The organism is Pseudomonas sp. NY11955 (genome assembly GCF_048068035.1).
In the GTDB taxonomy this organism is placed as follows: domain Bacteria; phylum Pseudomonadota; class Gammaproteobacteria; order Pseudomonadales; family Pseudomonadaceae; genus Aquipseudomonas.
Genome location: NZ_JBLUPS010000001.1, coordinates 621,829 through 647,587, shown reverse-complemented (window position 1 = coordinate 647,587; position 25,759 = coordinate 621,829). Strand labels below are relative to the sequence as shown.

General features: G+C 63.2%; 24 protein-coding genes, 1 other RNA gene and 1 pseudogene. 16 read left to right on the top strand and 10 right to left on the bottom strand.

The genetic code is table 11. The features are described from left to right. The first annotated feature begins 17 nt into the window (after window positions 1–17). The gene (ppk1, locus tag ACNFBR_RS02865) at window positions 18–2,255 is read left to right on the top strand and encodes a polyphosphate kinase 1 (protein WP_416733582.1); all 2,238 of its coding nucleotides are present in this window, start codon (window positions 18–20) and stop codon (window positions 2,253–2,255) included. Here the strand turns inward: ppk1 and ppx are convergent. Next, window positions 2,242–3,744 carry an exopolyphosphatase gene (gene ppx, locus ACNFBR_RS02860; RefSeq protein WP_416733581.1) on the bottom strand — a complete coding sequence of 501 codons (1,503 nt, stop codon included), beginning with the start codon at window positions 3,742–3,744 and terminating at the stop codon, window positions 2,242–2,244. The two genes, ppk1 and ppx, sit on opposite strands and share 14 nt — an antisense overlap. 256 nt (window positions 3,745–4,000) lie before the next feature. On the opposite strand from ppx, the gene trxA reads away from it, so the two are divergent. From trxA to ACNFBR_RS02825, 7 genes are all read left to right on the top strand, one after another. Further along, window positions 4,001–4,327, top strand: a complete 327-nt coding sequence (gene trxA / locus ACNFBR_RS02855) for a thioredoxin TrxA (RefSeq protein ID WP_012274768.1) — start codon at window positions 4,001–4,003, stop codon at window positions 4,325–4,327. Window positions 4,328–4,554: 227 nt separating this feature from the next. Continuing rightward, window positions 4,555–5,814, top strand: coding sequence for a transcription termination factor Rho (gene rho / locus ACNFBR_RS02850; protein WP_003253661.1), 1,260 nt, complete (start codon window positions 4,555–4,557; stop codon window positions 5,812–5,814). A gap of 187 nt (window positions 5,815–6,001) precedes the next feature. Next, window positions 6,002–6,322: a type II toxin-antitoxin system RelE/ParE family toxin gene (locus ACNFBR_RS02845; RefSeq protein WP_416733580.1), complete on the top strand. Its 321-nt coding sequence runs from the start codon at window positions 6,002–6,004 to the stop codon at window positions 6,320–6,322. Continuing rightward, window positions 6,319–6,633: an addiction module antidote protein gene (locus tag ACNFBR_RS02840; RefSeq protein ID WP_416733579.1), complete on the top strand. Its 315-nt coding sequence runs from the start codon at window positions 6,319–6,321 to the stop codon at window positions 6,631–6,633. Before ACNFBR_RS02845 ends, ACNFBR_RS02840 begins: the two co-directional genes overlap by 4 nt. Before the next feature lie 215 nt (window positions 6,634–6,848). After that, window positions 6,849–8,315 (top strand): 4-hydroxy-3-polyprenylbenzoate decarboxylase, encoded by a 1,467-nt coding sequence (gene ubiD, locus ACNFBR_RS02835; RefSeq protein ID WP_016489755.1) that lies wholly within the window; start codon window positions 6,849–6,851, stop codon window positions 8,313–8,315. After that, window positions 8,315–9,283 carry a CDP-6-deoxy-delta-3,4-glucoseen reductase gene (locus tag ACNFBR_RS02830; RefSeq protein WP_416733578.1) on the top strand — a complete coding sequence of 323 codons (969 nt, stop codon included), beginning with the start codon at window positions 8,315–8,317 and terminating at the stop codon, window positions 9,281–9,283. The genes ubiD and ACNFBR_RS02830 overlap by 1 nt, the downstream gene beginning before the upstream one ends. 246 nt (window positions 9,284–9,529) lie before the next feature. Then, entirely contained in the window at window positions 9,530–10,180 is a 651-nt protein-coding gene (locus tag ACNFBR_RS02825) for a gamma-glutamylcyclotransferase (protein WP_416733577.1), read from the top strand. A 114-nt stretch (window positions 10,181–10,294) separates the two neighbouring features. Here ACNFBR_RS02825 and ACNFBR_RS02820 read toward each other — a convergent pair. Continuing rightward, window positions 10,295–11,273: pseudogene (locus ACNFBR_RS02820) on the bottom strand (NADPH:quinone oxidoreductase family protein). 157 nt (window positions 11,274–11,430) lie between these two features. Between ACNFBR_RS02820 and ACNFBR_RS02815 the strand changes: the two are divergent. After that, window positions 11,431–11,835: a flagellar basal body-associated protein FliL gene (locus tag ACNFBR_RS02815; protein ID WP_016712618.1), complete on the top strand. Its 405-nt coding sequence runs from the start codon at window positions 11,431–11,433 to the stop codon at window positions 11,833–11,835. A 598-nt stretch (window positions 11,836–12,433) separates the two neighbouring features. Here ACNFBR_RS02815 and ACNFBR_RS02810 read toward each other — a convergent pair. From ACNFBR_RS02810 to ACNFBR_RS02795, 4 genes are all read right to left on the bottom strand, one after another. Further along, window positions 12,434–13,546: an ABC transporter permease gene (locus tag ACNFBR_RS02810; protein ID WP_416733576.1), complete on the bottom strand. Its 1,113-nt coding sequence runs from the start codon at window positions 13,544–13,546 to the stop codon at window positions 12,434–12,436. A gap of 1 nt (window position 13,547) precedes the next feature. Beyond that, window positions 13,548–16,268: a ribosome-associated ATPase/putative transporter RbbA gene (rbbA, locus tag ACNFBR_RS02805; protein ID WP_416733575.1), complete on the bottom strand. Its 2,721-nt coding sequence runs from the start codon at window positions 16,266–16,268 to the stop codon at window positions 13,548–13,550. Beyond that, a complete protein-coding gene (locus ACNFBR_RS02800; RefSeq protein WP_012274760.1) occupies window positions 16,265–17,224 on the bottom strand; it encodes an HlyD family secretion protein in 960 nt (319 codons plus the stop codon). The genes rbbA and ACNFBR_RS02800 overlap by 4 nt, the downstream gene beginning before the upstream one ends. Before the next feature lie 95 nt (window positions 17,225–17,319). Then, the gene (locus ACNFBR_RS02795; protein WP_416733574.1) at window positions 17,320–17,769 is read right to left on the bottom strand and encodes an EVE domain-containing protein; all 450 of its coding nucleotides are present in this window, start codon (window positions 17,767–17,769) and stop codon (window positions 17,320–17,322) included. A 179-nt stretch (window positions 17,770–17,948) separates the two neighbouring features. Here ACNFBR_RS02795 and ACNFBR_RS02790 point away from each other — a divergent pair, with 179 nt between their 5' ends. Then, the gene (locus tag ACNFBR_RS02790) at window positions 17,949–18,101 is read left to right on the top strand and encodes a hypothetical protein (RefSeq protein WP_003253683.1); all 153 of its coding nucleotides are present in this window, start codon (window positions 17,949–17,951) and stop codon (window positions 18,099–18,101) included. A 19-nt stretch (window positions 18,102–18,120) separates the two neighbouring features. Here ACNFBR_RS02790 and ACNFBR_RS02785 read toward each other — a convergent pair whose 3' ends face one another. From ACNFBR_RS02785 to ACNFBR_RS02770, 4 genes are all read right to left on the bottom strand, one after another. After that, window positions 18,121–18,729 (bottom strand): 5-formyltetrahydrofolate cyclo-ligase, encoded by a 609-nt coding sequence (locus ACNFBR_RS02785; protein ID WP_416733573.1) that lies wholly within the window; start codon window positions 18,727–18,729, stop codon window positions 18,121–18,123. Between the two features lie 85 nt (window positions 18,730–18,814). Continuing rightward, window positions 18,815–18,994, bottom strand: a non-coding RNA gene (ssrS, locus tag ACNFBR_RS02780) — 6S RNA. A gap of 17 nt (window positions 18,995–19,011) precedes the next feature. Further along, on the bottom strand, window positions 19,012–19,332 hold the full coding sequence (locus tag ACNFBR_RS02775) for a cell division protein ZapA (RefSeq protein ID WP_003253687.1): 321 nt from the start codon (window positions 19,330–19,332) through the stop codon (window positions 19,012–19,014). Beyond that, window positions 19,329–19,511, bottom strand: coding sequence for a TIGR02449 family protein (locus ACNFBR_RS02770; protein WP_029886233.1), 183 nt, complete (start codon window positions 19,509–19,511; stop codon window positions 19,329–19,331). The genes ACNFBR_RS02775 and ACNFBR_RS02770 overlap by 4 nt, the downstream gene beginning before the upstream one ends. A 181-nt stretch (window positions 19,512–19,692) precedes the next feature. On the opposite strand from ACNFBR_RS02770, the gene ACNFBR_RS02765 reads away from it, so the two are divergent. The 6 genes from ACNFBR_RS02765 to ACNFBR_RS02740 all read left to right on the top strand — a co-directional run bounded on the left by ACNFBR_RS02765 (window position 19,693) and on the right by ACNFBR_RS02740 (window position 25,727). Next, window positions 19,693–20,247, top strand: a complete 555-nt coding sequence (locus ACNFBR_RS02765) for a YecA family protein (protein ID WP_416733572.1) — start codon at window positions 19,693–19,695, stop codon at window positions 20,245–20,247. Between the two features lie 21 nt (window positions 20,248–20,268). Then, entirely contained in the window at window positions 20,269–21,603 is a 1,335-nt protein-coding gene (pepP, locus tag ACNFBR_RS02760) for a Xaa-Pro aminopeptidase (protein WP_416733571.1), read from the top strand. Then, window positions 21,600–22,799, top strand: a complete 1,200-nt coding sequence (gene ubiH, locus ACNFBR_RS02755) for a 2-octaprenyl-6-methoxyphenyl hydroxylase (protein WP_416733570.1) — start codon at window positions 21,600–21,602, stop codon at window positions 22,797–22,799. Before pepP ends, ubiH begins: the two co-directional genes overlap by 4 nt. Next, window positions 22,796–23,278 carry a DUF4442 domain-containing protein gene (locus ACNFBR_RS02750; RefSeq protein ID WP_416733569.1) on the top strand — a complete coding sequence of 161 codons (483 nt, stop codon included), beginning with the start codon at window positions 22,796–22,798 and terminating at the stop codon, window positions 23,276–23,278. Before ubiH ends, ACNFBR_RS02750 begins: the two co-directional genes overlap by 4 nt. Before the next feature lie 9 nt (window positions 23,279–23,287). After that, entirely contained in the window at window positions 23,288–24,505 is a 1,218-nt protein-coding gene (locus tag ACNFBR_RS02745; RefSeq protein WP_416733618.1) for a 2-octaprenyl-3-methyl-6-methoxy-1,4-benzoquinol hydroxylase, read from the top strand. A 220-nt stretch (window positions 24,506–24,725) separates the two neighbouring features. After that, window positions 24,726–25,727: an extracellular solute-binding protein gene (locus tag ACNFBR_RS02740; protein ID WP_416733568.1), complete on the top strand. Its 1,002-nt coding sequence runs from the start codon at window positions 24,726–24,728 to the stop codon at window positions 25,725–25,727. Window positions 25,728–25,759 lie beyond the last annotated feature (32 nt).

Here is a 25,759-nt window from a genome sequence, read left to right as displayed (position 1 = left end):
GTCCTCAGGAACGCCAGATGAATAATGAAGTGCTCACCCCTGTCGCAATCAAGGATGCCCAGGAGCTCCCAGAAGAGATGGTGCAGACCCCGCCAGACCTGCCGCCCGAACCCGTCGTGGAACAGGTGGCCGAGCCTGTGGCGCCGGCCCCCGCGCCTGCTCCGGCAATCACCGTCCCTGGCCTGGACGACAGCAGCCTGTACATTCATCGCGAACTCTCGCAGTTGCAGTTCAACATCCGTGTGCTGGAACAGGCACTGGACGAGAACTACCCGTTGCTTGAACGCCTCAAGTTCCTGCTGATCTTCTCCAGCAACCTCGACGAGTTCTTCGAAATCCGCGTCGCCGGGTTGAAGAAGCAGATCAATTTTGCTCGTGAACAGGCCGGTGCCGATGGCCTGCAGCCGCACCAGGCGCTGGCGCGCATCAGCGAACTGGTGCACATCGAGGTGGAGCGCCAGTACGCGATCCTCAACGACGTGCTGTTGCCGGAGCTGGAAAAGCACCAGATCCGCTTCATCCGCCGCCGTTACTGGACGCCCAAGCTCAAGACCTGGGTTCGCCGCTATTTCCGCGACGAAATCGCCCCGATCATCACCCCGATCGGGCTCGACCCGACCCACCCGTTCCCGCTGCTGGTGAACAAGAGCCTCAACTTCATCGTCGAGCTCGAAGGTGTCGACGCCTTCGGCCGCGACTCGGGCCTGGCGATCATCCCGGCCCCACGCCTGTTGCCGCGGGTTATCCGTGTGCCTGAAGAGGTGGGCGGCCCGGGCGCCAACTACGTGTTCCTGTCGTCGATGATCCACGCGCACGCCGACGACCTGTTCCAGGGCATGAAGGTGAAGGGCTGCTACCAGTTCCGCCTGACCCGAAACGCCGACCTGGCGCTGGACTCCGAAGAAGTCGACGACCTGGCCCGCGCCCTGCGCGGCGAGCTGTTCTCGCGCCGTTACGGCGATGCCGTGCGCCTGGAGGTGGCCGACACCTGCCCGAAACACCTGTCGGACTACCTGCTCAAGCAGTTCAGCCTCAGCGAAAGCGAGCTGTACCAGGTCAACGGCCCGGTCAACCTCACCCGCCTGTTCAGCATCACCGGCCTGGACAGCCACCCCGAGCTGCAATACACGCCGTTCACCCCGGCGATCCCCAAGCTGCTGCAGAACGCCGACAACATCTTCAGCGTCATCGGCAAGCAGGACATCCTGCTGATGCACCCCTTCGAGTCCTTCACCCCGGTGATCGACCTGCTGCGCCAGGCCGCCAAGGACCCGCACGTGCTAGCCGTGCGCCAGACTCTGTACCGCTCCGGGGCCAACTCGGAAATCGTCGACGCCCTGGTGGATGCGGCGCGTAACGGCAAGGAGGTCACTGCGGTGATCGAGTTGCGGGCGCGCTTCGATGAAGAGTCCAACCTGCAGATGGCCAGCCGCCTGCAAGCGGCCGGTGCGGTGGTGATCTACGGCGTGGTCGGCTTCAAGACCCACGCCAAGATGATGCTGATCCTGCGCCGCGAGCAGGGCGAGATCGTGCGTTATGCGCACCTGGGTACCGGCAACTACCACGCCGGCAACGCCCGCCTGTACACCGACTACAGCCTGCTGACCTCTGACGATGCGCTCACCGAGGACGTCGGCAAGCTGTTCAGCCAGCTGATCGGCATGGGCAAGACCCTGCGCATGAAAAAGCTGCTGCACGCGCCGTTCACCCTGAAGAAGGGCATGCTCGACATGATCGCGCGGGAAACCCAGTTCGCTCTCGAAGGCAAGCCGGCGCACATCATCGCCAAGTTCAACTCGCTGACCGACGCCAAGGTCATCAAGGCGCTGTACAAGGCCAGCCAGTCGGGCGTGAAAATCGACCTGGTGGTGCGCGGCATGTGCTGCCTGCGCCCAGGCATTCCGGGGGTTTCGCACAACATCCAGGTGCGCTCGATCATCGGCCGCTTCCTCGAGCACACGCGGGTGTTCTACTTCCTCAATGGCGGTGAAGAGCAGATCTACCTGTCCAGCGCCGACTGGATGGAGCGCAACCTCGACAAGCGTGTCGAGACCTGCTTCCCGGTGGAAGGCAAGAAGCTGTTGCTGCGGGTGAAGAAGGAGCTGGAAGGCTACCTGACCGACAACACCCACGCCTGGACCTTGCAGCCTGACGGGCGCTACGTGCGCAGCACCCCGACCGGCAACCAGAACCCGCGCAGCGCCCAGGCGACCCTACTGGAGCGCCTGAGCAACCCGGTCCTCAACGTACGCTGAGGACGAAGCCGACCCGGGCCAGCCACTCCGCCTCGTTGGCGAAGTCGGCCTGGGTCAGCTGGTTCTGCTCCAGCCAACCTTCAGGGAAGGCTACATCCAGGCTGTTGTCCCCGCCCTTCAGTTCTACCTTTGGCATCTGCTGGTTACCGCGGATGTGGTGGAACAGGATGGCGAAGCGCAGCAGCACGCACAGGCGCAGCAGTTTCACGCCTTCCTCGCCCAGCTCGGCGAACTTGTCCTTGGGGATGTTGCGGCGGTGGCCGCGCACCAGCAAGGCCATCATCTGCTGGTCCTCGCGGGAGAAGCCCGAAAGGTCGGAGTGCTCGATCAGGTAGGCACCGTGCTTGTGGTAATGGTAATGGGCGATATCCAAGCCGATTTCGTGCACTTTCGCCGCCCAGCCAAGCAGATCGCGCCAGTTTCCACCTTGTAGCTGCCAGCTTTCGGCAACCTGATCGAACGCGTGCAGGGCCTTGCGCTCGACACGCGCCGCCTGGCCCTGATCCACGTGATAGCGCTCCATCAGCGAGTTCAGGGTGCGCTCGCGCACATCCTCGTGGTGGTGGCGGCCGAGCAGGTCGAACAGCACGCCTTCGCGCAGGGCACCGTCGCAGTGGTCCATGCGCTGCAGCTCCAGGGCATCGAAGATCGCTTCGAGAATGGCCAGGCCTGCGGGGAAGATGGTGCGACGGTCCGGCTTGACGCCGTCGAAGTCGATCTTGTCGACCTCGCCCAGCTTGAACAGCTTGCGTTTGACCCAGGCCAGGCCTTCGGCGTTGACCTCGCCATTGCCCAGGCCGCCGGCCTTGATGGCGGCGCCGATGGCGCGAATGGTCCCGGACGAGCCAATGGCCTCGTCCCAGGTCAGGCGGTGCAGGGCATTTTCGATGCTCATCAGCTCCAGGCGCGCGGCGGTGTAGGCCTGGGCGTAGCGGGCCGGGGTGATCTTGCCGTCGCGGAAGTAGCGTTGGGTGAAGCTTACGCAGCCCATCTGCAGGCTTTCGCGCAGCAGCGGCTCGAAGCGCTGGCCAATGATGAACTCGGTACTGCCGCCACCGATGTCGGCGACCAGGCGTTTACCGGGCGTGTCGGCCAGGGTGTGCGATACGCCCAGGTAGATCAGGCGTGCTTCTTCGCGGCCGGAGATGACCTCCACCGGGTGGCCGAGGATGGCCTCGGCGCGCTGGATGAATTCGTTACGGTTGCGCGCTTCGCGCAAGGCGTTGGTACCGACGATGCGTACGGAGCCAGGCGGCATGCCGTTGATCAGTTGGGAAAAGCGCTTGAGGCATTCCAGGCCTCTTTCCATGGACTCTTCACTGAGCTTGCGTTCTTCGTCGATGCCGGCGGCTAGCTGAACCTTCTCGCCGAGCCGCTCGAGGATGCGGATTTCGGTATGGTGGGCCTTGGCCACGACCATGTGGAAACTGTTGGAGCCAAGGTCGATGGCGGCGATCAGGGACAGGTTCTTCGCGATGGTATGCGGCATGATCTGGTTGTTCTCGGTCGTTAACCTGGCAATCGTGCCACGATAGCAGGCTGTCGCCAACGCGTGACACTCAGCCGGTGTGCTGGCCTTGATGCAAGGCAATGTGCCATTCGATTCTATGACGGCGATATGACAGTTTCGATTCGCGGCTTCTTGCACAACTATAGTTACACTCAATCGTCCGCGGCTTCCTGTAGGCGGCGGGGGCGGCTATGATGGGCAACGTTTTTTATTGCTTACGACCTTGGAGATTTCCATGAGCGACAAAATCAAACACGTCACCGACGCCAGCTTCGAAGCCGACGTACTGCAGGCTCAAGGCCCGGTGCTGGTCGACTACTGGGCTGAATGGTGCGGCCCATGCAAGATGATCGCTCCGGTTCTGGACGACATCGCTGCCACCTACGAGGGCAAACTGACCGTCGCCAAGCTGAACATCGACGAGAACCAGGAAACCCCGGCCAAGCACGGCGTGCGTGGTATCCCGACGCTGATGCTGTTCAAGAACGGCAACGTCGAAGCCACCAAGGTTGGCGCACTGTCCAAATCGCAGCTGGCCGCGTTCCTCGACGCCCACCTGTGATGTGAAAAGGCCCCGCAAATGCGGGGCTTTTCTTTTTCAGAGCACTAGACGCAGAAAAAAGCAAGTGTTACATTCGGCCTCGCACTGCTTTTCCAGTGCCCTCTACACGCCGTCGCCGAAGCATCCCTAATTCGAATCAGTACGCGATCCTGTCGCCATCTAGCGGCGCGGCCTCATTAAGCCAGAAGCTTAATTCTCCCTTCTTACATGATTACGTCACTCCCCTTATGAACCTGACTGAACTCAAGCAAAAGCCGATTACCGATCTTTTGGAAATGGCCGAACAGATGGGCATCGAAAACATGGCCCGTTCGCGCAAACAGGACGTGATTTTCGCCCTGCTGAAGAAGCATGCGAAAAGCGGCGAAGAGATCTCGGGTGACGGCGTGCTGGAGATTCTCCAGGATGGTTTCGGTTTCCTGCGTTCGGCTGATGCGTCCTACCTGGCCGGCCCAGACGATATCTACGTCTCGCCCAGCCAGATCCGCCGTTTCAACCTGCGTACCGGCGACACCATCGTCGGCAAGATCCGCCCACCGAAGGAAGGGGAGCGTTACTTCGCCCTGCTGAAGGTCGACACCATCAACTTCGACCGCCCGGAAAACGCGAAGAACAAGATCCTGTTCGAAAACCTGACGCCGCTGTTCCCGAACAAGCGCCTGAAGATGGAGGCCGGTAACGGCTCCACCGAGGACTTGACCGGTCGTGTCATCGACCTGTGCGCCCCGATCGGCAAAGGCCAGCGCGGCCTGATCGTCGCTCCGCCGAAAGCCGGTAAGACGATCATGCTGCAGAACATCGCGGCCAACATCACCCGTAACAACCCCGAGTGCCACCTGATCGTCCTGCTGATCGACGAGCGCCCGGAAGAAGTGACCGAAATGCAGCGCACCGTGCGCGGCGAAGTGGTTGCGTCCACCTTCGACGAGCCGCCAACCCGCCACGTGCAGGTTGCCGAAATGGTGATCGAGAAGGCCAAGCGCCTGGTCGAGCACAAGAAGGACGTGGTCATCCTGCTGGACTCCATCACCCGTCTGGCGCGTGCCTACAACACCGTGATCCCGAGCTCCGGCAAGGTGCTGACCGGTGGTGTCGACGCCCACGCCCTGGAGAAGCCGAAGCGCTTCTTCGGCGCTGCGCGTAACATCGAGGAAGGCGGTTCGCTGACCATTATCGCCACCGCGTTGGTCGAAACCGGCTCGAAGATGGACGAAGTGATCTACGAAGAGTTCAAGGGCACCGGCAACATGGAGCTGCCGCTGGATCGCCGCATCGCCGAGAAGCGTGTGTTCCCGGCCATCAACATCAACCGCTCCGGTACCCGCCGCGAAGAGTTGCTGACCGCCGACGACGAACTTCAGCGCATGTGGATCCTGCGCAAGCTGCTGCACCCGATGGACGAAATCGCCGCCATCGAGTTCCTGGTCGACAAGCTCAAGCAGACCAAGACCAACGACGAGTTCTTCCTGTCGATGAAGCGCAAGTAAGCTTCGTTCGATCGTACAGAAAGCCGGGGAAACCCGGCTTTTTGCTGCTTGTCACAAAAGACTGTTCGCCAACACCCTGAACGCAGGCCACCCTGCTGTCCGAGGGCATGCGCCTCCCACCAAAATCTCGGATAACCGGCTGGTTAAAAAATAGACACAGGATTGTCTCTTTTAAGGTACAGTATGGATGTATGCAGTTCATCACGTTCTATCCACCAATGGCGTGGATCTCTACCAGACATGGCTGGACACCATTCTCGATACAAGGGTGAAAGCGCGAATCACAACAAGGGTCGACCGGGCAGCGCAGGGCTATTTTGGCGTAACCGAGCCAGTTGGGGATGGCGTATTCGAGATGAAACTGGACTTCGGGCCAGGCTACCGCATCTATTACGCCACCTTTGGGCGGAGGATAATTTTCCTGCTCGGGGGTGGTTCGAAAGACCGGCAGCAGGCCGATATTGACCAAGCCAGATCACTTTGGCGCAGGAGTAAAGTGAAGCTATGACCGGTACGTGCTCCCATGACGAAAGTGTCCTTGAAATGCTCCGTAACGATGAGTTCTTCGCCATCGACTATCTCGCCGTGGCACTTGAGGAGATCGATGAGCCTGGTGGCGCTGCCGGCTTTCTGACGGCGGTTCGGCGCGTGGCTGAAGCGCGCGGCGGTATGGGTAACCTTTCTCAGGCTACCGGGCTTGCACGTCCCAATCTCTATCGAGCATTGGCAGCGGATGGTGATCCAAAACTGTCGACCGTCCTGAAGGTGCTGCAAGCTCTTGGTATCGGGCTGTCGAAGGTGGTTTCGCATAATCGATGAAGCGCAAGTAAGCTTCCCGATCAGGCAGTAATTGGGGCCGCTTCGCGCCCCTTCGCGGGCTCGCCCGCTCCCACAGGTTCAATGCGACCCTGGTGGGAGCGGGCGAGCCCGCGAAGGGATGCGAAGCGGCCCCAATGCATTTTTGCCCCCAAACAAGGCCCGAACGGCGCTACACTCTGCACCCCCGACCGATACGGCCAACACGAGGCTCCTGCATGCAGTATCGCGACTTGCGCGACTTCATCCGTGGCCTGGAACAGCGCGGCGAGCTCAAGCGCATCCAGGTTCCGATCTCCCCCGTCCTGGAAATGACCGAGGTCTGCGACCGCACCCTGCGTGCCAAAGGCCCGGCGTTGCTGTTCGAAAAGCCCACCGGTTTCGACATCCCGGTATTGGGCAACCTGTTCGGTACGCCAGAGCGCGTGGCCATGGGCATGGGCGCCGAGTCGGTCGATGAACTGCGGGAAATCGGCAAGCTGCTGGCCTTCCTCAAGGAGCCAGAGCCGCCCAAGGGCCTGAAGGACGCCTGGTCGAAGCTGCCGATCTTCAAGAAAGTCGTGTCGATGGCGCCGAAAGTGGTCAAGGACGCGGTGTGCCAGGAAGTGGTGGTCGAGGGTGACGATGTCGACCTCGGCGCACTGCCGATCCAGCACTGCTGGCCAGGCGACGTGGCGCCGCTGATCACCTGGGGCCTTACTGTTACCCGTGGGCCGAACAAGGACCGCCAGAACCTGGGTATCTACCGCCAGCAGGTGATCGGCCGCAACAAGGTCATCATGCGCTGGCTGAGCCACCGTGGCGGTGCCCTCGATTACCGTGAGTGGTGCGAGAAAAACCCCGGCCAGCCGTTCCCGGTTGCCGTGGCCCTGGGCGCTGACCCGGCGACCATCCTCGGTGCCGTGACCCCGGTACCGGACACCCTCTCCGAATATGCCTTCGCCGGCCTGCTGCGGGGTAACCGCACCGAGCTGGTCAAGTGCCGTGGCAGCAACCTGCAGGTGCCGGCCACCGCCGAAATCATTCTGGAAGGCGTGATTCACCCAGGCGAAATGGCCCCGGAAGGCCCGTATGGCGACCACACCGGCTACTACAACGAAGTGGACAGCTTCCCGGTGTTCACCGTCGAGCGCATCACTCACCGGCAGAAACCGATCTACCACAGCACCTACACCGGCCGGCCGCCGGATGAGCCGGCCATTCTCGGCGTGGCGCTGAACGAAGTGTTCGTGCCGATCCTGCAGAAGCAGTTCCCGGAAATCACCGACTTCTACTTGCCGCCGGAAGGCTGCTCGTACCGCATGGCGGTGGTCACCATGAAAAAGCAGTATCCGGGCCACGCCAAGCGCGTGATGCTGGGTGTGTGGTCGTTCCTGCGACAGTTCATGTACACCAAGTTCGTTATTGTCACCGATGACGATATCAACGCCCGCGACTGGAACGATGTGATCTGGGCCATTACCACGCGCATGGACCCCAAGCGTGATACGGTGATGATCGACAACACGCCGATCGACTACCTGGACTTCGCGTCGCCGGTATCGGGGCTTGGGTCGAAGATGGGCCTGGACGCCACGCACAAGTGGCCGGGCGAGACTACACGCGAATGGGGACGGGTTATCGTCAAGGACGAGGCCGTCACCCGCCGTATCGATGAGCTGTGGGATCAGTTGGGAATAGATTGATGCAGGTAACGTTGCAGCCGTCCGGGGCGGTGTTGGCGCTCGAACCCGGGGAACGGATCCTGGATGGAGCGCGGCGACTGGGCTATGACTGCCCGAACAGCTGCCGCAATGGCAATTGCCATGTTTGCGCCGCGTTGTTGGTCGAAGGCCGGGTACGCCAGGACGGCGAAGTCCGCGACCATGGCGAGTTGTTCACCTGCATTGCCGAACCGTTGGAGGACTGTGTGTTGCTGTGGGACGGTGTGCTCGCCCTGGGCGAGCTGCCAGTGCGCAAGCTGGCGTGCAGCGTCAGTGAGTGCGTCGACGTCGGTGGCGACGTCTGGCGGGTGCGCCTGCGTGCGCCTGCCGGCAAGCCACTGCGCTACCACGCCGGGCAGTACCTGATGATCGAGCGTGAGGGCGGCAAGCAGGCGGCCTTCTCATTGGCTTCCGCGCCGCATGCCGGGCGTGAGCTGGAGCTGCATGTGCTGGCGCGTGAGCCCAGTGCGCTGCAACTGATCGAGCAGCTCAAGCGTGACGGGCTGGCGCGCATCGAAATGCCGTTTGGCGACACCCACCTGGCCGAGCTGCCCGACGGCCCGCTGGTGCTGATTGCCGCCGGCACCGGCATGGGCCAGATGCACAGCCTGGTCGAGCACTGCCGGGCCCAGGGCTTCAAGCACCCGGTACACCTGTATTGGGGCGTGCGCCGGCCCGAGGACTTCTACCAGATCGAGCACTGGGACGAATGGCAGCGCCTGCCTAACCTGTTCCTGCATCAGGTGGTCAGCGACCTGTGCGGTTGGGAAGGCCGCTGTGGCATGCTGCATGAGGCGGTTTGCGAGGATATTGCCGACCTCAATACCGTGCACGTGTATGCCAGCGGCTCGCCAAACATGATCTATGCCACCCTCGACGCCCTGGTCGAAGCCGGTATGGATGCGCACCGCATGCGTGCCGATGTGTTTGCCTACGCCCCCCGCGGTTAATAACCGAAGTTTGCAAGTGTGGGTATAAGGCGGTAATTGTTACCGCCTTGGCCATTAACTTTCACAGTGGCCGAAACAGTACTTCCCAGTCGTCGGAACCGCGCATGAAACACTGGCGCGAGGGCTTGAGTATTCCTGCAATTCTGGCCTATGGTTAACGCAAGCGCCCTTGGTACAGCGGCCTGGCGCTGCAGCGTAATCGAATTTCGCTACATCCGTAGTTCACAGGGATAATGGCGGCAGCTTATGTCGGCACTTGAAAGTATGTCCTGGGAAGTTTCATATCCTCCGGCACTCGACTTCGGTCAGCAACATACACGCGAACAATTGTTCAACTCCATGAAGACTACGATGTCTCGGCATCAGGGCGGGCCGGTGTGGCTGTTTGCCTATGGTTCGTTGATCTGGCGCCCGGAGTGCAGTTCAGTGGAGCGCCAACGTGCGCGGGTACATGGTTATCACCGTGGCCTGTACTTGTGGTCGCACGAACACCGTGGCACCCCGGAAACCCCGGGCCTGGTGTTTGGCCTGGACCGCGGTGGGTCCTGCAGTGGTTTTGCCTACCGGTTGGATGAAAGCAGCTTGGATGACTCGCTGATGGCCCTGTGGCAGCGGGAGATGCCGTACCCGGCCTACCGGCCGCACTGGCTTAGCTGCCGATTGGGCGATGGCAGCAAGGTGCAGGCCCTGGGCTTTGTACTGGAGCGACATTTACCGTGTTATGCGGGGAATCTGCCGGATACCTTGCTCAGCCAGATCCTGGCCAGTGCCAAGGGGCGTTATGGCACTACGCGCGATTATGTCGAGCAGACCTTGAATGCCCTGCGCAGTCACCAGATGCCTGATCGCAATCTGGAGGCGCGGTTCAGGCGCTGCCATAACCTGCGCGAAGTGTGAGTAACCTTACCGGCCTCTTCGCGGGCAAGCCCACTCCTACAGGTATTGCACATTTTTCAAGGCCGGTACTATCCCTGTAGGAGCGGGCTTGCCCGCGAAAGGGCCAGAACTGTCTTACTTGGCCAACACCACCAACTTACCCACAGCCTGCCGCTGCCCCAGCTTCTCGATGGCAGCCCCAGCCTCGGCCAGTGGATAAGTCTGCGACACCAATGGCTTCAACTTGCCTTCGGCATGCCAGGCAAACAGCTGCTTGAAGTTGGCTGCATTTTCCTCCGGCTGGCGCTGGGCAAACGCGCCCCAGAACACCCCCAGCACCGCCGCACCCTTGAGCAGCACCAGGTTGGCCGCCAGCTGTGGAATGCTGCCGCTGGCAAACCCCACCACCAGCAGCCGGCCATTCCAGGCCAACCCGCGTACCGCCTGCTCGAACAGCTCGCCACCGACCGGGTCGTAGATCACGTCCACGCCTTGGCCGCCGGTCAGGCGCTTGATTTCTTCGCGCAGGCTGGCCTGGCTGTAGTCGATCAACTCATCCGCCCCGGCAGCTTTGGCCACGGCCAGTTTCTCGGCACTGCTGGCGGCCGCGATCACCCGTGCGCCCATGGCCTTGCCAATTTCCACCGCTGCCAGCCCGACCCCGCCGGAAGCGCCCAGCACCAGCAGGGTCTCGCCTGCTTGCAACTGGCCGCGCTGGCGCAGGGCGTGCATCGAGGTGCCGTAGGTCATACCGAACGCCGCAGCGGTGGTGAAGTCCATGCTCGCCGGGATCGGCAGCACGTTGTAGAACGGCACCGCCACCTGCTCGGCGAAACGCACCCCAGCCGGTGAGAGCCATGACCCGGTCGCCGACCCTGAATGCGCCTGCTTTTTCCCCGACTGCGGCCACCACGCCCGCCGCCTCACCGCCAGGGGAGAACGGCAGCGGTGGTTGGAACTGGTACTTGCCTTCGATGATCAGGGTGTCGGGGAAGTTGACCCCGGCAGCCTGAACGTCCAGCAGGATCTCGTTTTTCTTCGGCAGCGGGCTGGCCACCTCGTCCAGCACCAGGTTGCGCGCCGGGCCCAGGGTTTTGCACAACACAGCTTTCATTGGGGCTATTCCTTTGCGGGTAGTGGCCGATAAGTGTAGGAGGGCCGTTTGCCGGGTCAACGAGCATGGCCTGCCCTGATGGGCCGGCATAAGCCTGGGCTTGGGTTTGAGCGGTGTGCTGGGTAAGCTGGCGCCAATTGTATTGAGGAGCGAATTCGTGAAAGCGTGGATCTTGATGGTGCTGGCGCTGCTGCTGCCGGCTGCGGCCATGGCCGAAGAAGCCAAGGAAGGGGCGCCCAAGGTCGCCTACATCAGCCTGAGCCCGCCCTTTGTCGGCAACTATGCCCTCGACGGCGGCCCACGGCTGCGCGTGTACAAGGCCGACGTGGCCCTGCGTGTGACTGGTGATGAAGCGGCCAAGGCGGTGCAGCACCACGAGCCATTGATCCGCAATCAGCTGGTGGCACTGTTCACCCAGCAGACAGTGGACAGCATGAGCAACGTCGAGGCCAAGGAGCACCTCCGCCAAGAAGCGCTGAAACAAGTACAGCAGGTGCTGGAAGCGGAAGAGGGCAAGCCGATCGTTGAAGACCTGCTGTTCAACAACCTGATCGTGCAGTGACACTGAAACAGTGTGAGGTCTATTGCCGGCCATTTTCCGGCTATTGGCATTAGGTGATTGCGTGCAGACTGTCAGCTGCCTGTCTTGAGTTTTCTGGGAGGCGTACATCGAGCGCCGCCCGCGCGGCGCATCGCGAGCTGCGCTCGCTCCTACGTTTGTTTCGGACCAATTAATTCTGTGGAATTTACACGCGAACGCCTTGGCGCACGGCTTGATATCGCGTCGTACGATCAAGGCGGTCGCGCGCGCAAGCGCAAGCGATACTGGCCCGAAACAGATGTAGGAGCGAGCGCAGCTTGCGATGCGCCGCGCGGGCGGCGCTCGATCGTGAAGGCGCTAAAAGAATCATGGCGGGCACTCTGCTGCACATATCCAGCAACAGGGCTGTCTATTCTCAATCGTGCGCTTGATGCGCAATAATCATCCTGCTCCCGTAAGGGGCTTGTAAGACTCTGCGGATCCTGGTTCAACCAACAATTACAGAGCCGGGCAGGTACATGGCGATGACAAGCCGACCTGTCTGTGAGTAGGGCGCCGAAAGGCGCCCTTTGTCTTTGTGGCATTTTTCAATTTGCCAACCGCATGATCTCGCATGGCATCAGGACGCCAGGCTGCGGCGGAACCGCGCCAGGGCCACGCTGAAAAACACCAGGCCGATCAGTCCTAGCGCCAATATATCCGGCCACACCACCGTCCACCCGGCATCGCGGAACAGGATCGCGGCCCCCAGGCTGACGAAGTGTGTCGACGGCGACCCCTGCATCACCCATTGCAGCCACTGCGGCATGCTGTCCAGCGGCGTGCTGCCGCCGGACAGCAACAGCATTGGGATGATCACCGGGATCGCCAGCAGGCCGAACTGCGGCGTCGAGCGTGCCAGGGTGGCAAGGAAGATACCCAGCGCAGTGCTGGCGAACAGGTACAGCGCGGTCACCGCCAGGAACAACCCCATCGAGCCGGACAGCGGCACGCCCAGCGCGCCTTTCACCACCACCACCAACGAAATCCAGGTGCAGATCACCACCACCAGGGCGTTGCTGCCGATCTTGGCCAGCATGATCTCCAGTGCGGTCAGTGGCAGCACCAGGAGGTGGTCGAGGGTGCCGTGCTCGCGCTCGCGCAGCAGCGCGGTACCGGTGAGGACGATCGCCAGGATGGTGATGTTGTTGACGATCTGGATCACCGCCAGGAACCAGCCACCCTCCAGGTTGGGGTTGAACAGCGCCTTGGGGTTGATCAGCACCGGGCTGTGCACGTTGCCGCGCTGGCTATAGTCGAGCAGCTCACGCTCGAAGATGCGGCCGATGTAGCCAGCGCCCATGAACGCCTGGCTCATGGCCGTGGCGTCGACGTTGATCTGCAGCTCAGGCGAACGCCCGGCCAGCAGGTCACTCTGGAAGTTCACCGGCACGTTGATCACGAAGGTGTACTGGCCGCTGTCCATGGCCTGGTCCAGGCGTTCCGCGGCCAGCGGCACGGCGGGCTGAAACTCGGGCGGTTGCAGTGCTTCGCCGAGCTTGCGCGAGAGCAGGCTGTGGTCTTCGTCCACCACCGCGACGCTGGCATTGTGTACGCCGATCACCGAGCCGGCTGCTGGCATGTAGATCGCTACGCTGAAGGCATACAACAGGAACAGCAGCAGTACGCTGTCATGGCGCAGGCTGGTCAGTTCCTTCAGGCCCAGCCGTAGGGTGTGGTTCAGGCGCGACATGTCAGGCCTCCTGCTTCTTCAGCATGGCCAGGCTCAGGCCGGTGAATGCGGCGAAGAAGCCCAACAGGATCAGGCACTGCGGCCACAACTCGCGCAGGCCCAGCGCCTTGGTGAAGGTGCCGACCGCGATGTCGAGGAAGTAACCCGCCGGGAACAGCTGGCCCATCACCGCCGCCGCGCCGTCCAGCGACGAGCGTGGCACGATCAGCCCGGAAAACTGGATGGTCGGCAGGCTGGTAATGATCATGGTGCCGAGAATGGCGGCGATCTGCGTGCGGGTGAATGCTGAAATCAGCAGGCCCAGGCTGGTCGTCGCCAGCAGGTAGGCCACGCCGCCACAGGCCAGGGCCAGTACGCTGCCCTTTAGCGGTACGGCGAACAGCCAGCGGTTCATCGCCACCAGCAGCGCCAGGTTGACCAGGCTCACCGCCAGGTAAGGCATTTGCTTGCCCAGCAGGAACTCCAGGCGGGTGAGGGGTGTGGCGTAGAAGTTGGTGATGGAGCCGAGCTCCTTCTCGCGAACGATGCCCAGCGCAGTGAGCATGGCCGGGATGAAGGCCAGGATCAGGGCCATCACGCCTGGGCCGATGGCGTTCACGCTGACCACGTCCTGGTTGTAGCGAAAGCGCGTCTCCAGGCGCACCAGGTCCTGGCGCGGCTGCGGCTGTGGGCTGACCTTGGCCAGTTGCTCAAGGTTGGCCTGGTGCACGGCTTCCACGTAGTTGCGGCTGGTTTCCGCGCGAAACGGCATGCCGCCGTCGAGCCAGGCGGCCACCACCGGTTGGCGCCCGGCGTACAGGTCGCGGCCAAAGCCGGGCGGAATCTCCAGCGCCAGTTTTATTTCCGAGCGTTGCAGCCGCTGGTGCAGCTCGCGGCTGTCGCGGATCGGCGCCTGTTCGGCGAAGTAGCGCGAGCCGCGGAAGGCTTCGAGGTAGGCGCGGCTTTGCGGGCTCTGGTCCTGGTCGTGCACGGCAAAGGCAAGGTTTTCCACGTCCAGGGAAATGCCGTAGCCGAAGATCACCATCATGAACAGTGCACCCAGCAAGGCAAAGGCCAGGCGTACCTTGTCGCGCAGCAGCTCCTTGCCCTCGCGGCTGGCCACTGCCAGCAGACGGCGCAGGCTGAAACCCTGGCGCAGCGGTGGGGTAGCCGAAGTCGCCTGTTCCAACACGGTGTTATCGGTAGTTTGCGGCGCGAGCTCCTGGGCTTGTTCCAGGCAGCGGACGAATGCGTCCTCCAGCGTGGCACCGTGGTACTGGCGTTGCAGGGCATCGGGTGTGTCGCAGGCCAGCACCCGGCCTGCGTGCATCAGCGAGATACGGTCGCAGCGCTGGGCTTCGTTCATGAAGTGGGTGGAGAGGAAAATGGTCACGCCCTGCTCGCGCGACAGCTCCACCAGCAGGCGCCAGAAGTCGTCGCGGGCGGCCGGGTCGACGCCGGAAGTCGGTTCATCGAGAATCAGCACCTCCGGGCGATGCAGCACCGCCACGGCCAACGACAGGCGCTGACGCAGGCCAAGGGGCAGGGCGCCAGATGGCTGGTCGGCGATGGCGGCGAGGTCGAAGCGCTCGATCAGCTCATCGATGCGCTGGGCGCTCTCGGCCTTGGGCAAATCGAACAAGCGGGCATGCAGGGCCAGGTTCTGCCGGGTGCTGAGCTCGCCATACAGCGAGAAACTCTGCGACATGAAGCCGACCCGCTTGCGCGTGGCCAGATCACTGGCATCCACCGGGCGCCCCAGCAGGCTGGCGCTGCCCTCGCTGGCCGGCATCAGGCCGGTGAGCACTTTCATGGTGGTGGTCTTGCCGCAGCCGTTGGAGCCGAGAAAGCCGAAGATCTCCCCTCGGCCAATGGCGAAACTGACCTTGTTCACCGCTGTGAAGTCGCCAAAGCGCAGAGTCAGGTCATGCGCTTCGATAGCGACAGGGCCGTCCGTGGCCGGGCGTGGGGGGATGGTCAGGGGTTGCTGTTGCGCCTTGCCCGCGCCCTGGTAGTGGGTGAAGGCATCGTCCAGCTTGCCGCTGGGGGTGACTGCGGCCAATTCGTCGCTGAGGCCTGCGGCCAGCAGGCGGCCGCCATCGAGCATCAGGCAGTGCTCGAACTGTTCGGCTTCCTCCATGTAGGCGGTGGCCACCAGCAACGTCAGTTGCGGGCGCTGTGCGCGAACCTGCTCGACCAGCTCCCAGAAACGCCGCCGCGACAGCGGGTCGACGCCGGTGGTCGGTTCGTCGAGGATCAGCAGGTCCGGCTCGTGGATCAAGGCGCAGCACAGGCCCAGCTTCTGCTTCATGCCGCCCGACAGCTTGCCGGCTGGGCGCTCGGCAAAGCGCTGCAGGTCGGTAGCCTGCAGCAGGTTGGCCATGCGCTGCTCGCACTCGCGGCGGCCCAGGCCGAACAGGGTGGCGAAAAAGCGGATGTTTTCGCTGATCGACAGCTCCGGGTACAGGTTGTTGCCCAGCCCCTGCGGCATGAATGCCACTTTCGGGTACAGCGCTGCGCGATGGCGCCGTTGGCGGATCGAGCCGCCGAGCACCTGCAGCTCACCCTGTTGCAGGCGTTTCACCCCGGCGATCAGCCCCAGCAGGGTCGATTTGCCGGCACCATCAGGGCCGATCAGCGCGCAGCGGGTACCCGCAGGCAGGCTGAAACCCAGGGTGTGCAGAGCCGTCAGGTCGCCGTAGCGGTGGCTGATGCCTTCGGCCAGCAGTGCCGGGGCGTTCATTGCAGGTTGGCCGGCCAGTCCACCTCAGCCGTGCGCACATAGCCGGCGCCTGGCATGCCTGGTTTGGCCTGGGGCACGACACCTGGGTCGGTCAGGCGCAGTTTGACCCGGAACACCAGCTTTTGCCGCTCGTCGCGGGTTTCCACCTGTTTGGGGGTGAACTGGGCCTTGGCTGCAACAAAGGCCACTTTGGCCGGCAGGGCGCGCTCGGGCAGGGCGTCGAGCACGATGCGCGCCTGGTCGCCCACGGTCAGCTGGCCGCTGGTGGAGGCCGGCAGGTACAAGTTCATGTACTGGTCGCTGGGGTCGATCAGCATCAGCACACGGCCGCCGGCACCCAGCACTTCACCAGGTTCGGCCAGGCGCAGCTGGATGATGCCGTCGATGGGCGCACGCAGGCTGCTGTCGTCGATTTCGCTGGTGAGCTGAGCCACCTGGGCTTCGGCGGCGCCGATGGCGGCCTTGATCGCTGCCAGCTGGGCGCGGGCGGCGACTACTGCTGCGTTGGCCGTGTCGAAGCGCGCCTGCTGCTGGTCGAGCAGTTGCTGGCTGGCGTACTTGCGCTGGAAGATTTCGCGCACGCGCTTGAGCTCCTGGCTGGCCAGCAGCAGCTCGCTCTGGCGCAGTTGCACGCTGGCCTGGGCGGCGGCGTAGTTTTCCCGGGCGCGCAGCACTTCGGCTTCGGCCTGGCTGCGCTGGGCTTCCATGGTGCGGGTGTCGATGCGGGCCAACAGCTGGCCGCGGGTGACTTTGTCGCCTTCATCGACCAGCACTTCGGCCAGGCGGCCGGGGATCTTGCTGGCGATCTGCACTTCGGTGGCTTCCAGGCGGCCGTTGCCCATGCTCAGGCCCTCGGGCAACTGGTCGTGGAGCGACTTCCAATACCCCAGCCCGCCAGCTGCGGCGAGCAGGGCGATTAGCGCGGTGGCGAAGATTCTGGGGGCGTATCGATTCATCGTTCTGCATCCTTGCGGTCATGCACAGCACATCATGGCCTGTGGCCGCGTGTGGCGTGTTGATATCGGTCAAACCCTTGACCTTAGCTGCACATTCAGCGCAACGCGACAATCACCGCCCATTGTTCGGGCGTTACCGGCATTACCGACAGGCGACTGCCTTTCTGCACCAGTGGCAACTCGGCCAGGCCGGCCTGCTGTTTCAGCCAACCCAGCTCCAGCACCCGTGGCAGGGTTTGCACATGGGCCACATCTACGGCGCTCCATGGGTTCTTCTCGGCCGTGGCCTTGGCATCGTAATAGTGGCTTTGCGGGTCCAGCGCGGTCGGGTCGGGGTAGGCTGTACGGGTGATTCTGGCAATGCCGGCGATGCCCGGCTGCGGGCAGCTGGAGTGATAGAAGAAAAACTCATCCCCCGCGCTCATGGCCCGCAGGAAATTACGTGCCTGATAGTTGCGCACGCCGTCCCAGCGCGCTTCGCCAAGGCGGCCGAGCGCTTCGATGGAGAGCTCGTCGGGCTCGGATTTCATCAGCCAGTAGGCCATGGATGTTGCTCCTGAAAAGGTTTGAAATAACCTGTTGCACGAAACCGACAGCCGGTTGGCGTCAAGGTTTGCGTGTGGGCGCAGGTTGTCGGAAAATGCGCCCCGTTTAAAGCGCTATGCGCCGGCGGTACCCAGAAAATCGCCGAGCACTGAACAGTTTGCCTGGGGGGCAATCTTCGATGAATCAACGTAAAAAGCCGGATCTGCTGTGGATCCTGGTGTTCATTTTTGGCCTGGGTGTGGTCACTACCGGTTATGCGCAAGGGTTCTGGGAGCGCAAGCTGGACAACGCCTATCAGATGCCGGTCGACGCCAGCCAGCCGCAACGTTGATGCCCCCCGCTGGCGCCGCTCAACGCGGCGCCAGGTACCAGCCACGGTCCGAGACCGTGCCCTGCAGCGGTACATCCCAACTGGCCTGTGCCAGCCGCTCGACCTTTTGGCATTCATGTGCCAACCCCAGCAGCAATGGCTTTTTCCAGGTCTGCCGACGCGCCTGGTAGGCCAGGCTGCGATCATAGAAGCCACCGCCCATGCCCAGGCGCCCGCCCACTTCGTCAAAACCGACCAGCGGCAGCAGGATCAGGTCCAGCGCCCAGATCGGTCGTTGGCGCTTGCGGTCAGTGACCGGCTCGGGAATGCGGAAACGGTTGGGCTTGAGTTTTTCACCCTGTTCGAAACGCTGGAACACCATGCGCGTGCGCGGCCAGGCGTGCAGCACCGGCAAGTAGGTGCGCTTGCCGCGACGCTGGGCTTCGCGCAGCAGCAGGCAGGGGTCGATTTCGCCGTCGTTGGGCAGGTACAGGGCAATGTGCCGGGCGCGGCGGAACAATGGGTGTTGCGCCAGCTGGCGGTACAGACCGAGGGTGGCCTGGCGTTGCTGGGCAGGGGTAAGGGCGCGGCGGGCATTGCGAAGCAGGCGGCGGAGCTGGGGGCGGGTGAGCGGCGCGGTGTCTGTCATGGCACGGGCGATCCCAGGTGTGCTGGCCAACCTCTACACGGTCGGCCAAAACGAATTGCCCGCCGAAGGGCGGGCAAGAAAATTCAGGCTCCCCGGTTAGACCGCTATCGGTGTAGCCCTTGAACCCGAAAGTTCAAGGTGGAGATTGCAGGGGGCGTTAAGGCTTTCCGTCGGGCGGACATGCACACCGGCCCCAGCGTGCAACCCCCGTGGTTGTGCGTATCGGCTCAGGGACATAACCGACTGGCGCATCCACCAGGGAGTGGCGCCAGTATACCAATCTCAACCGATTTTGGTATCCGTGTCATCGGACAAAGCCTTGTCTACCCGATCCAGCAGGTCGCGCACCTGTTCGCGGTTGGTGCCGCTGACCGGCGCATCGTTGCGGTCTTCCTGGCGGTGCAGCATTTCGTGGGTAATGTTCAACGCCGCCATGACCGCGATGCGGTCGGCACCGATCACCTTGCCGCTGCTGCGGATCTCGCGCATCTTGCCGTCCAGGTAGCGCGCGGCGCTGACCAGGTTGTTGCGCTCTTCCGGCGGGCAGATGATCGAATACTCCTTGTCGAGGATCTGCACGGTGACGCTATTGCTTGAACTCATGAGTCTTGCTCCAGAGCCTTGAGGCGTAAAATCATCGACTCGACTTTGCGCTTGGCGATCTCGTTCTTTTCGATGAGGTGGGCGCGCTCTTCGCGCCAGGATTTTTCCTGAGCTACTAGGAGTGCATTTTGCCGTTTTAGTTGCTCGACGCGTTCGATCAGCAACTCGAATCGGCTCATCAGTGCCTGCAGGTCGTTCTCTTGCGTGGGTTGCACTCGATTCGCTCCGTCGTTGAGTCACCTGGCGATGATGCCTCTCCCTGAGCGGCAACGGCCAGTGCCGATGGTCTTGGCGCGCCTGCCGGTGCTAGGATACAAGGTCTCCATTCTAGTCATTGCGCCGTCTGGCGCCTAGCTGCCCATGCCCAATACTCAATCGCCCTACATCGCCTTCGCCATGCTGCTCTCGAGCAATGGCCACCCTGTCACCCCGGCCGAACTGCACGGCCTGCTGATCGGCCGCAGCTGCGCCGGTGCCGGCTTCGATGCCGACGGCTGGCTGGCCGATGCCGCCCAGCTGCTGGAAACCGAACCTGGCGACACCGTACGCAACGCCCTGGTCGGCCTGCAGGAAATGGTCAAGGGCGAGCTGACCAGCGACGACATGGCCATCGTCCTGCTGCTGCCTAGCGACGATGCCGCGCTGAGCGATCGCGCCACCGCGCTGGGCCAGTGGTGCCAAGGCTTCATTACCGGTTTCGGCTTGAACGCCGGTGGCAAGGAGCTGTCCGACGAGGCCAAGGAAGTGCTGCAGGACCTGGTGGCCATTTCCCAGGTCCAGGAAGCGCTCGAAGAGTCCGAAGACGGCGAGAGCGACTACATGGAAGTCATGGAATACCTGCGCGTGGCGCCCCTGCTGCTGTTCTCCGAGCTGGCCAAGCCGGCCGCACCCGCGCCCAAGCCATCGCTGCACTGATCAACCGGGGGTAGTCTGCCCATGAGCCACATTCCCAAGGCCGAGTATGCCCGTCGGCGCAAGGCGCTGATGGCGCAGATGGTCCCCAACAGCATCGCCATCCTGCCCGCTGCCGCGGTTGCCATCCGCAACCGCGACGTCGAGCATGTGTACCGCCAGGACAGCGACTTCCAGTACCTCAGCGGCTTCCCGGAGCCGGAGGCGGTGATCGCGCTGATTCCGGGGCGCGAGCATGGCGAGTACGTGCTGTTCTGCCGTGAACGCAACCCCGAGCGCGAGCTGTGGGACGGCCTGCGGGCCGGCCAGGAGGGTGCGGTGCGCGATTTCGGCGCCGACGATGCCTTCCCCATCACCGACATCGACGAGATCCTGCCGGGCCTGATCGAAGGCCGCGAGCGGGTGTACAGCGCCATGGGCAGCAACCCCGAGTTCGACCGCCGGCTGATGGACTGGATCAACGTGATCCGCTCCAAGGCACGCCTGGGCGCCCAGCCTCCGAACGAGTTCGTTGCGCTGGATCATCTGCTGCACGACATGCGCCTGTATAAATCGGCGGCGGAAGTGAAGGTGATGCGCGCTGCCGCAGACATTTCCGCGCGCGCCCATGTGCGGGCCATGCAGGCCTGCCGGGCCGGGTTGCACGAGTACAGCCTGGAAGCCGAGCTGGACTACGAGTTCCGCAAGGGTGGGGCGAAGATGCCGGCCTACGGTTCGATCGTCGCGGCCGGGCGCAATGGCTGCATCCTGCACTACCAGCAGAACGACGCGCCGCTCAAGGATGGCGACCTGGTGCTGATCGACGCTGGCTGCGAAATCGACTGCTACGCCAGCGACATCACCCGTACCTTCCCGGTCAGCGGGCGTTTTTCGCCCGAGCAGAAGGCCATCTACGAACTGGTGCTCAAGGCCCAGGCGGCGGCATTTGCCGAAATCGCCCCCGGCAAGCACTGGAACCACGCCCATGAGGCGACCGTGCGGGTCATCACCACGGGCCTGGTGGAGCTGGGCTTGCTCGAAGGGGATGTGCAGGCGCTGATCGACAGCGAGGCCTATCGCGCCTTCTACATGCACCGCGCCGGGCACTGGCTGGGCATGGATGTGCATGACGTGGGTGACTACAAGGTGGGCGGCGAGTGGCGGGTGCTGGAACCCGGCATGGCGCTGACCGTGGAGCCGGGGATCTACATTGGTGCTGACAATCAGGCCGTGGCCAAGAAATGGCGCGGCATTGGGGTAAGGATCGAGGACGACGTGGTGGTGACCAGGCAAGGTTGTGACATCCTGACTTCGGGCGTGCCGCGCACGGTCGCCGAGATCGAGGCGCTGATGCAGGCCGCCCGCAAGGACGCGGCATGAATCGGGTAAACCTGGCGATCATCGGCGGAGGCCTGGTCGGTGCAAGCCTGGCATTGGCGCTGCAGGCTGGGGCCAAGGCACGCGGCTGGAAGATCCTGCTGATCGAGCCGTTCGCCCCCGGCGACAGCTTCCAGCCCAGTTACGATGCGCGCTCGTCGGCGTTGTCATTCGGCACCCAGCAGATCTATCGGCAACTGGGCCTGTGGCAGGCCATCGGCCGCCGTGCCGAGCCGATCCGGCAGATTCACGTGTCCGACCGTGGCCGCTTTGGCGCGACCCGCCTGGATGCCCTGGAAGAAGGCGTGCCGGCGCTGGGTTACGTGGTGGAAAACGCCTGGCTCGGCCAGTGCCTGTGGCAAGGGCTGGACAGCGAGGTGGTGAGCTGGCGCTGCCCGGCGGAAGTGACCTCGATGCAGGCCATCGAAGGCGGTTACCGCCTGCACTTGAACGACGACACCCAACTGGAGTGCGACCTGGCGGTACTGGCCGACGGTGGCCGTTCCGGGCTGCGCGAGCAGTTGGGTATCCACGTGCGTCACACGCCTTACCAGCAGAGTGCGCTGATCGCTAACATTACCCCGGGTGAGGCCCATGGCGGCCAGGCTTTCGAGCGTTTCACCGAAGAAGGCCCCATGGCCCTGTTGCCGCTGCCGGAAAACCGCTGCGCACTGGTGTGGACCCGTCAGGGCATGGATGCGCGGCGCCTGGCCGACATCGACGAGCGCAGTTTCCTGCGCGAACTGCAGGGTGTGTTCGGCTATCGCCTGGGCGCGCTGCGCCAGGTGGGTGCACGGCACCTCTACCCATTGTCCTTGATCGAGGCCCAGGAGCAGGTGCGACCGCACCTGGTGGTATTGGGCAACGCGGCGCACAGCCTGCACCCCATCGCGGGTCAGGGCTTCAACCTGTCACTGCGTGACGTACAGTCGTTGGCCGAAGCGCTGCTGGCCGGCCCGCAGCAGCCTGGCGACCTGACCACGCTGCAGGCTTATCACCAGCGCCAACGCCTGGACCAGGCCATGACCATCGGCTTCTCCGACCAGGTCACCCGCCTGTTCGGCAGCAACCAGCCGTTGCTGGCCGCCGGGCGCAACCTGGGTCTGCTCGGGCTCGACCTGCTGCCACCGGCAAAAAGCTGGTTCGCCCGCCAGGCCATGGGCCTGGGCACCCGCCCTGATGCGCGGGGCCAGGCATGAGCAACCCACGAAAACTGGCGCGTCGGGCACGCATGCTGCGCTGGTTGCTGAACCTCTACCCACCGTACCTGGGCGCCGGTATCCGTGTGCAGCACATCAGCCCGGACCTGCGCAGCGTCAAGGTGGCGATGAAACTGACGCGCTGGAACCGCAATTACGTCGGCACCCAGTTCGGTGGCAGCCTGTATGCCATGGTCGACCCGTTCTACATGCTGCTGCTGATCGAGCAACTGGGGCGCGACTACATCGTCTGGGACAAGGCTGCCAGTATCGATTTCATCTCGCCGGGCAAAGGCCCGGTGTATGCCGAATTCCACGTCGATGACGCGCTGCTGGACGACATCCGCCAGCAGACCGCCACCGGCAAGAAGTGCCTGCCGCGTTTGCAGGTCGATATCCGCGATGGTGCCGGCGAGCTGGTGGCGCGGGTCGATAAAACCCTATACGTGCGGCTCAAGCCGCAAGCGAGGCTGGCGTAAGGCATGGAAATGCGCGCAGATCTGTTGATTGTCGGTGCCGGTATGGTCGGCAGCGCCCTGGCCCTGGCGTTACGCCACAGTGGCCTGCAAATCCTCTTGCTCGACGGCGGCCCGCTGACGGTCAAACCCTTCGATGCCCAGGCTCCGTTCGAGCCGCGAGTCAGCGCGCTGTCGGCGGCCAGCCAGCGCATCCTCGAGCGCCTTGGCGCCTGGGACGGCATTGCCCAGCGACGTGCCACGCCATACTCCGACATGCAGGTGTGGGATGGCAGTGGCACCGGTCAGATCCACTTCTCGGCGGCCAGCGTGCATGCCCAGGTGCTTGGCCATATCGTTGAGAACCGGGTGGTGCAGGACGGCCTGCTGGAGCGGCTGCTTGACAGCGACATCGGGCTGCTGGCCAATGCGCGGCTGGAGCAACTGCGCCGCTCTGGCGATGAATGGCTGCTGACCCTGGCTGATGGCCGGCAACTGCGTGCACCGCTGGTGATCGCCGCCGACGGTGCCAATTCGGCGGTGCGGCGCCTGGCCGGTTGCGAAACCCGCGAGTGGGATTATCTGCACCATGCCATCGTCACCAGCGTGCGATGCAGCGCCGGCCACCAGGCCACGGCCTGGCAGCGTTTCACCGACGAAGGGCCCTTGGCTTTCCTGCCGTTGACCCGCGACGGCCAGCAGGACTGGTGCTCGATCGTCTGGTCGACTACCCCGAAGCATGCCGAGCAGTTGATGGCGCTTGATGAAGCGGCCTTCCTGAAGGCGCTGGAGCGGGCGTTCGAAGGGCGCCTTGGCGAGGTGCTGCAGGCCGACCCGCGGGTGTGTGTGCCGCTGCGCCAGCGCCACGCGAAACGCTATGTGGATGAAGGCCTGGCCTTGATCGGCGATGCGGCGCACACCATTCACCCGCTGGCCGGGCAGGGCGTGAACCTGGGCTTCCTGGATGCTGCGGTGCTGGCCGAGGTGCTGGTCAACGCCTGCGAGCGGGGCGAGCGGTTGGCGGATGTGAAAGTGCTGAGCCGTTATGAACGGCGGCGCATGCCGCACAACCTGGCGCTGATGGCGGCAATGGAAGGCTTTGAGCGGTTGTTCCAGGCCAATCCGCTGCCGTTGCGCTGGTTGCGTAACAGTGGGTTGAAGTTGGTAGAGCAGATGCCGGAAGCCAAGGCGCTGTTCGTGCGCCAGGCGCTTGGCTTGAGTGGTGACCTGCCGGATCTGGCCAAAGCCTGAAGACTGTACGCAATTCTTTGTAGGAGCAGCCTTGTGCTGCGAAGAGGCCAGTGAAACCAGCCAATTTTGCTCGATTGGCTGCTGGCCCTTTCGCAGCACAAGGCTGCTCCTACAAAGAGCGGTGCAGGCTCTGCAACATCCAGTAACGGCTAGGTAGATGAGCCTTAAAATGGGATTCACTACCATTTGCACCTCTCAAACGATCCGAGGAGTGCTTAACATGTTGCCACGCAAGCCCCTACTGGCCGCCCTGGCCCTGACCCTGTTCGGCGGCACTGCCCAAGCGGCGGACGAAGTGGTGGTGTACTCCTCGCGCATCGACGAGCTGATCAAGCCGGTGTTCGATGCGTATACCGCCAAGACCGGGGTCAAGATCAAGTTCATCACCGACAAGGAAGCCCCGCTGATGCAGCGCATCAAGGCCGAGGGCGACAACGGTGTGGCCGACCTGCTGCTCACCGTCGATGCCGGCAACCTGTGGCAGGCCGAGCAGATGGGCATTCTGCAGCCGATCAAGTCCGACATCATCGATCAGAACATTCCGCCGCAGTACCGCGCTTCGTCCCATGACTGGACCGGCCTGAGCCTGCGCGCCCGCACCATCATCTACTCCACCGAGCGGGTCAAGCCCGAGGAGCTGAGCACCTACGAAGCCCTGGCTGACAAGCAGTGGGAAGGCCGTCTGTGCCTGCGCACGGCGAAGAAGGTGTACAACCAGTCGCTGACCGCCACCCTGATCGAAACCCACGGTGAGGCGAAGACCGAGCAAGTCGTCAAAGGGTGGGTCAACAACCTGTCCACCGATGTGTTCTCCGACGACAACGCGGTGATCCAGGCCATCGAGGCCGGCCAATGTGACGTGGGTGTGGTCAACACCTACTACTACGGCCGCCTGCACAAGCAGAACCCGAACCTGCCAGTTAAGATTTTCTGGCCCAACCAGGGTGACCGTGGCGTGCACGTGAACCTGTCGGGCATTGGCCTGACCAAGCATGCACCGCACCCGGAAGCGGCGAAAAAGCTGGTTGAGTGGATGACCGGTGAAGAAGCGCAGAAACTGTTCGCCGACATCAACCAGGAATTCCCAGCTAACCCGAAGGTGAAACCATCGGAGGAAGTGGCCGCTTGGGGTAGCTTCAAGGCCGACACCATTCCGGTGGAAATTGCCGGCAAGCGCCAGGCCGAAGCCATCCGCCTGATGGATCGGGCTGGCTACAACTAAGCGCCAGGCTTTATCCTTTCGGGGCCTATCAG